Here is a 6,733-nt window from a genome sequence, read left to right as displayed (position 1 = left end):
ACAATCCTTGAGTATCCTGCGCATAAGTATGCGTTTCAGTATTAACCGTCATTCGTGCAGGTAAAACTCACCACCCTCTCACAAAACTAAAATAATCAGGCAATTAACATTACAATTTTCCTAATAGATTAAACCATGCATAGTCCAGTGGCAGCAGGATCAGATACGTCGTCAGCGCCAGCACCAGACACAGGAGCAGCCCGGCTCTCGCTGGCACCCTGCCTAACGCCATCGCCACCACAATAGGTGATGCCTGATACGGCAGTAGTGGCGTTGAATAGCCCAGCACCTGAATCATAATCACCGACAGCAGTGGGAATTGCGTTGCCTCAGAAAAGCTCTGCGCCAGAGTGGTATACAGCGCCGGAACGCCGTTGGCGGTCATAATGAAGTTAAGCGCAGTGGTGATGCCGGTCAGGGCGAGAAAACTGGTGAACGGTTTCTCCGGATCCAGCGGCATCACGTGCAGCAGCGCTTCACCGACCGCATCGCCAATACCGGTTTGCGTCACAACGCTCGCCAGTCCAAGAATACCGGCAACATAAATGCAGGTACGGATGTTAACCCCCGTGGAAAACTCCTCTCCATTGATGAACCCGACACGCGGTAACAGAGTGATGACCGCTGCCGCCAGCCCGGTCCACGCCGGGCCAATGCCATGCCAGCTTTCGCTGACCCACATCACCAACACGACTGCCAGCATCCAGGCCAGTCGCTTTTCGTCGCGGCTCATTGGCTCCGGTGGTGAGAATTCACGTGGCGAATGGGGTTTTCCGGGAAACAGCCAGCAGATCAGCGCAATCAACAGTCCGCCTTTCAGCCAGCCTAATACCGGCGTATGCAACAGCAGATAAGGCAGATAGTTCAGATGGATACCGTACGATCCTTCCGCCGCCCCGCTCATTACGAGATTCGGCACGTTAGCAGGCAAAATGGTGGCGGAAAGCTGAAAAGTGCCAAAACCCACAGCAAGCGCCAGGCCATACCACGCACGGGTGCCATCAAGGATCCCGGCACGCTTCGCCATCGCTGCAACAACGGGCATCAGCAGCGCAATACGTCCCATATTAGAGGGCATTACAAACGCCAGCGCATAGCTCAGCAGCACCACGCTTGAGACCATCAGCGGCCAGGATTCCGTCAGCCGTGATGACAACGCTCTTGCCGCCCTGTCCGCCAGTCCGGTTTTGCGGATCGCCACGCCCAGCACAAAGCCGCTGAATACCAGCCAGAACGCCGAGGAGGCAAAGCCGCCAAAGATGACGTCCGGTGGGGCGATTTTTGCCACCATCGCCACCGTGAAGAACAGCAGCGCAGTGATAAATTCCGGTAATAGCGAGGTTGCCCAGAGCAGGATGGTGACAATCACCACCAACGAGGGCAGAAACAGAGGGTGTGAAAACCAGAGCGACATGCCTGTCTCCTGTTGTTTTTTTCAACAAGAATACGGGGGCATCCCCCTTCTGTAAACGCGCGTCTCCCCCTAAAAAAGCAGAGGGTCAGTGATAATGGATTTCGCCGAAGTAGTCAGACAGCACATAGTAGCGGCAATACTCAAAGGGATGCGCTTCCCCCGCCATAAACGTCTGGCGCGCCACGGAAAGGAGTGGTTTGTTCTCAGCAATCTGCAGCTTCTCGCATAAATCAGGACTGGGCAGAATGGCATCGACCTTTTCGATCGCTGAGTCGCTTTTCACATTCAACAGGTGATAAAGCGAGGTATGGGCCAGTTCATCCGCTGTCAGGGTTAATCCCGGAAAGAAGGAGAGATCGAGATAAATTTTCTCGTGGTTAAACGGGCGATCGTTCAGGTATCGCACCCGAGAAATATAGAGATAGTGATGATGGGCCGGCAGGCTTAAACCATCTTCCTGCGCGTCGCGCGCCCGGCGTGTGGCGATTTCCAGAATGCGGTTCTCAACCGCCACGCTGGCATCACGCAGGTCGCTGGTGATCCCGCGAAAGGTATGACCATAGCTGACGCCTTCCGGCACCGCGCTCACCACGGAACCACTTCCGCGCTGAGAGGTGATCACACCGGCGTTGATCAACTCACTCCACGCCTGCTTCACGACGATCAGCGACACATTATAGGTTTGGGCGATCGCTTTTTGCGTTGGCAACTGACTCCCCAGCGGCAGGGTGCCGTTCTGGATCTGCTGGCAGATGATATAAAACAACTGCTTATACAGCGGAGTGAAACTCGTTTTATCAACCTGCAAGCCATTTACCTCGAAAGTCTGCCAGTCGGGGACGGTTGTCGCCGCCCCCGCAGGGCAGCGCACTACCCTTTAATCTGTCTGGCGAGTTCAGCCAAATCGAAATGATTCATACGATTAACGGTAGTTAAATAGTCGGCAGGAAAAGCATCAGCACCGTGCCAGGCGCCGGAGAGTGCCCCAACCATGGTGGCGACGGTATCGGTGTCATTGCCGATATTAACGGCGGAAATAATAGCATCAACGGCCGAATCCGGACAACACGCGAACAGACCAAACGCGGCCGGAACCGCCTCGCTGACGTGCAACCCGGACCCGATGATATCGGCAATCTCAACAATCGCCGTCTCCCAATGGGCGTGCCGCTTACCGATCGCTACCGCCAGTTCAATACGACGCGCCACCGACGGCCCGGCAACCATCATCGCGCCCTGTTCTGCCGCCAGCGCATAACCCCTGTCAGCGCCGTAAATCCCGGCCGCAATGATGCTTTCAGCACTCGCAACGGACTGTAACGCCTCGCTGGTTGCTGCCGCCATCGCCGCTGCGCCAGACATCGCCAGTACGTTATTGTGGGTAAAGCGGCAGATATCCAGCGCAGTCTGAATCGCTTTTTCTATGTCGCCAGGATGCAGTACAGCGGCAGGCCAAATCTTCATTGCCGCGCCGTTGGTGGCTTCCGCATTCCCCTTATTGATAATCTGTACCGACTGTTTCTCACCTTCCAGTTCCCCCTGCAGGGACACGCGATTATCGTTAAAGATGGCTTTCATCGCGGCTCGGGTGGTTGGCCCGGTAAAATTGGCGTAGTACGGATAGGCCAGCCAGCGCTGGAAGGCTTCACGCATTGCTTCATCGCTCACCTGACGATGGTGCTGTAGCAGGGCGTCCATGATGTACTTCGCCTGAATAAAGTCATCGGTACACATTCCGGCTTCGTTACAGCGACCAAACGTATCGGCGGGCGGTTTCTCAAACCCGGTCACCCAGCCACCAAAGTATTCGCGAATTTGTTGCTGAGTACGCACTTCGGTCGCTGCGCCCATCGCGTCCGCCGCAGCGGCACCAATCAGGCAGCCCAGTATTTTGTTAATTTCAACGTGCATGAATGACTCCTTAACGGTTTAGCATATTTTTTCCAGTGGATGACAGGCGCGAAAAGCCGCGAGCTGTTCAGGATAAGGCAACGCGGTCATCGCCCCTTTTGCCGTGACCACCATCGCGCCGCAGGCATTGGCTGTACCGATCGCCTGCGCAAGCAAGTGACTGTCCCAAGAAGCGGCCTGTGAAAGGGTATAAAGCAGCCCGCCGACAAAGGCATCGCCCGCTCCGGTGGTGTCCACCACGGAAATTTTCGCGGCCGGGAACGCGCATTCGCCCTCTGGCGTCACCAGGTACGCCCCTGCATCGCCCAATGAGATAACGGTGGTTTCACAGCCAAGTTCACGCATCAGATAGCGTGCGTCCTGCCAGCGTTCGACCTTACCCAGCCAACACAGCTCATCCGCAGAGACCTTGCAGATGGAGGCCAACGCAATAGATTGTGCGAGTAAGGGGACGATTTCCTGGGTATCCCGCCACATGCTGACGCGCAGGTTAACGTCGAACATGACGTGCCCTCCCGCCGTCTTCATGCGTCTGGCGCCTTCCAGACACGCCTCACGCGCCGGACTGTCGGTCAGGCCAATCGAGCTGAAGTAAAACCACTCGTTGGCGCTGAAAGTCGGTAAATCCTGCACCGAGACAAAAGTGTCCGCGCCGGGATGTACCAGATAGGTAAAACTGCGCTCGCCTTCTGGCGTCAGATTGACGATCAGTACCGCGCTGGTTTGCTGTGGGTCGAGGCGCAATGACCCCACACCTACCCCGTTTTCTGCCAGCGTCTGGCGGAGAAAACGTCCGGCGTCATCCTCCCCAAGACAGCCGATAAATTCACAGTCGCCACCCAGTCGCGCGATGCAAACGGCGACGTTAGCCGATGCACCCCCCGGACATTTCAGGTAGGTGTCCGCGCCTTCCGGCACCAGATCCACGGACGCGTCGCCAATCACCCAGACTTTTTTGAGATGACTCATCTGCTCCTCCTCACGCCTGACGCTGCGCCAGTTCACTCTGGATATCGCGGTAATAATCGTTGTTGATCAGATACTTTTTCATCACCACGCCAACCACCAGATGGAAGACGGCGGGGATGAGCGTCATCATCAGCGCAATCCCGGTCAGCGAGCTTGCACTCTGCTGGACATCCGCCTGATAGCCGAAGTGGCTCAGCAGGAAGCCAAGGACGCCGCCGGCAATCCCCATCCCGAATTTCTGAAAGAACAGAATGCCGCCGAAAGCCAGTCCGGAAACGCGCAGCCCGGTTTTCTTCTCGCCGTAATCGACGGCCTCCGCGATGGAAGACCAGAACACCGGCATTTGCATGTCGCAGAAGAAGTTGATGAGAAAGTAAAAGACAAAGGCGAGGATCAGGTTCTGCTGCCCGACGCAAAGATACATGCCGATACTCAGCGCGAAGGTCATCAGTTGGGTGTAGCGGAACATTTTTATTTTGTCCCAGAACTTAGTCACCCACGTGGTCGCAATCATCGCCAGAATAGACGCCACCACGCCGACGGTCAGGAACGGTGAAATCAGGCTGTCACCGCCATTCAGATAATATTTGGCGTAATAGGCCGCGACCGAACCGCGGATCACGTAGCCGCACATCAGCAACATAATCACCACGCCCAGAATCAGCCACTGGTCGTTACGCAGTAAATTCGCGAACTGCTGTTTGACGGACAGTGACGGCAATTCAGGCTCGCTGCGTTCGCGGGTGGTCATAAAGCAGAAGATAAACAGCACGGCGCCCATCGCCCCCATCAGGCCCATAGAGAGCTGATAACCCAGCGCTTTATTGCCCTGTCCCAGCCAGACCGCCAGCATGGGAACCACAATCGTCACCAGAAACGCGGCGATTTTGGTCATCACAAAACGATACCCGTTGGCGCTCAGACGCTCGCCCGGATCGTCCGTGATAACGCCAATCAGAGAGATATAAGGGATGGTGATCGCCGTATAAACCAGCGTCATCAGAATGTAAGTGAAATAGGCCCATGCCAGCTTCGCCATATACGCCATATCCGGCGTGATAAACATCAGATAGACGGCGAAGCCAAATGGAATGGCAAACCATAACAACCATGGACGATAGCGTCCCCAGCGGGTCGACACTTTGTCGGTCAGCATTCCCATTGCCGGATCGATAATGGCATCGATCATCCGCACCACCACCAGCAGCACACCCACATCCGCTGCCCGTAAACCGTAAATATCCGTGTAGAAATATGCCAGCAGTAGCTGCATGGCAATAATCACTACGTTGATCGCCATATCCCCGGCGCCGAAACCTATTTTTTCCACGATAGACAATTTCATATCGGTATTCCTTTTGCGCCGTTCAGCGCAAGAATGTCGAAAAAAGGATGACGTAACTACGTGAAATAAAAGCTTTTATGATTAACGCATGACCCAGAAAACCAGGTTCAGGCGTTATGAGGGAGTGTAATGGAACCACAAAAGATATAAAGGTATACCTTTATATCTTTTGATCGAATTCACATTATTTTAACCAACGATACATCTTCGCTGGCCTGAAGTGGGAGATTGTGCAAAAAAACGCCGACAACCGTCGGCGTGGCGTTCAGGGTTGTGTCAGGAGCTTACAGTCGTGATCCTGAATTTCTTCCGCCGACGCCCGGTTAAACGCCAGCATGTTGCGCTGCGTGGCCAACAGAACAAAAGCGTCATCGCTTTGACGCGCCAGCGCCAGCGCATAGCTGCCCATGCGCTCACGCGCTTCCGGCACCTCTTCGGCCAGCATTATAAACGGGCTGCGCTGCGCCAGTTCGCTTTCTGTCACGCGACGGGCGAGATACTCATGCCCGCGCAGTCCGCCCGGCAGCGGTAACCAGCGGGTGCTGATTTTGGTCTGGTTAGCGTCCAGTTGCGCTCTGACATCAGGACGAAGGCAGGAGATATGGATGTGGAAATGGTTTTGCGTCCGTCCGCTGCGCGAATTGATTGCCAGCGACACGACGCTGTCCGGAATATCCTTGCCATACTTTTGGCTCATGAAATCGCGCGCCTGCCAGGCCAGCCAGAAGAAATTCGGCGTGTATTGTTCCACCAGCAACGGACTCTCGGTGCCATTAATGCGATAAGTCGGCATCAGCAGATATTGCAGCGGACCATTGCGATCTTTAAAGACCACATATCCGGCATCGGGCTTCACTTCGACACATGGCGCAGGGTTTTGATGCTGCAACTGGTTGGGCAGGCATTGCTCAAGCACAATCTTACGCAACGCATCCGGGTTTCCGGCCAGCGTCCAGTAGCCAAAACCTGCCGCAGCGGCAATAACGACAACGGCCAGTAGTCCATAGCCTGTTTTTTTCATAACGCGTTCCCTGTATCTCAACGGCCTGCAAGAGTAACGCAAAATGATGACAAATAAAAAAGCCCGGCGGCAA

6 protein-coding genes are annotated in these 6,733 nt (G+C 55.1%); all 6 read right to left on the bottom strand.

Annotated features, from left to right (window positions below):
- Positions 1 to 109: 109 nt before the first annotated feature.
- The 6 genes from JTI98_RS06065 to JTI98_RS06040 all read right to left on the bottom strand — a co-directional run bounded on the left by JTI98_RS06065 (position 110) and on the right by JTI98_RS06040 (position 6,660).
- Positions 110 to 1,414 carry an SLC13 family permease gene (locus JTI98_RS06065; RefSeq protein WP_216082038.1) on the bottom strand — a complete coding sequence of 435 codons (1,305 nt, stop codon included), beginning with the start codon at positions 1,412 to 1,414 and terminating at the stop codon, positions 110 to 112.
- Positions 1,415 to 1,499: 85 nt separating this feature from the next.
- Positions 1,500 to 2,222, bottom strand: coding sequence for a GntR family transcriptional regulator (locus tag JTI98_RS06060; protein ID WP_043001793.1), 723 nt, complete (start codon positions 2,220 to 2,222; stop codon positions 1,500 to 1,502).
- A 62-nt stretch (positions 2,223 to 2,284) separates the two neighbouring features.
- The gene (locus JTI98_RS06055; protein ID WP_044328837.1) at positions 2,285 to 3,325 is read right to left on the bottom strand and encodes an ADP-ribosylglycohydrolase family protein; all 1,041 of its coding nucleotides are present in this window, start codon (positions 3,323 to 3,325) and stop codon (positions 2,285 to 2,287) included.
- Between the two features lie 18 nt (positions 3,326 to 3,343).
- The gene (locus tag JTI98_RS06050; RefSeq protein ID WP_216082037.1) at positions 3,344 to 4,294 is read right to left on the bottom strand and encodes an aminoimidazole riboside kinase; all 951 of its coding nucleotides are present in this window, start codon (positions 4,292 to 4,294) and stop codon (positions 3,344 to 3,346) included.
- 10 nt (positions 4,295 to 4,304) lie between these two features.
- A complete protein-coding gene (locus tag JTI98_RS06045) occupies positions 4,305 to 5,639 on the bottom strand; it encodes an MFS transporter (protein ID WP_042998911.1) in 1,335 nt (444 codons plus the stop codon).
- 265 nt (positions 5,640 to 5,904) lie between these two features.
- Entirely contained in the window at positions 5,905 to 6,660 is a 756-nt protein-coding gene (locus JTI98_RS06040) for a CDP-diacylglycerol diphosphatase (protein WP_216082036.1), read from the bottom strand.
- Between the last annotated feature and the right edge of the window lie 73 nt (positions 6,661 to 6,733).

Source organism: Citrobacter sp. MGH 55, assembly GCF_016906145.1.
Lineage (GTDB): Bacteria > Pseudomonadota > Gammaproteobacteria > Enterobacterales > Enterobacteriaceae > Citrobacter_A > Citrobacter_A amalonaticus.
The sequence above is the reverse complement of the archived record's forward strand: the minus strand, read 5'-3'. Positions and strand labels throughout refer to the sequence as shown.

Bases quoted from the DNA above. Each gene is read 5' to 3' on its own strand.
- JTI98_RS06065 (WP_216082038.1), bottom strand. From the start codon at position 1,414: ATGTCGCTCTGGTTTTCACACCCTCTGTTTCTGCCCTCGTTGGTGGTG.
- JTI98_RS06055 (WP_044328837.1), bottom strand. From the start codon at position 3,325: ATGCACGTTGAAATTAACAAAATACTGGGCTGCCTGATTGGTGCCGCT.
- JTI98_RS06050 (WP_216082037.1), bottom strand. From the start codon at position 4,294: ATGAGTCATCTCAAAAAAGTCTGGGTGATTGGCGACGCGTCCGTGGAT.
- JTI98_RS06045 (WP_042998911.1), bottom strand. From the start codon at position 5,639: ATGAAATTGTCTATCGTGGAAAAAATAGGTTTCGGCGCCGGGGATATG.
- JTI98_RS06040 (WP_216082036.1), bottom strand. From the start codon at position 6,660: ATGAAAAAAACAGGCTATGGACTACTGGCCGTTGTCGTTATTGCCGCT.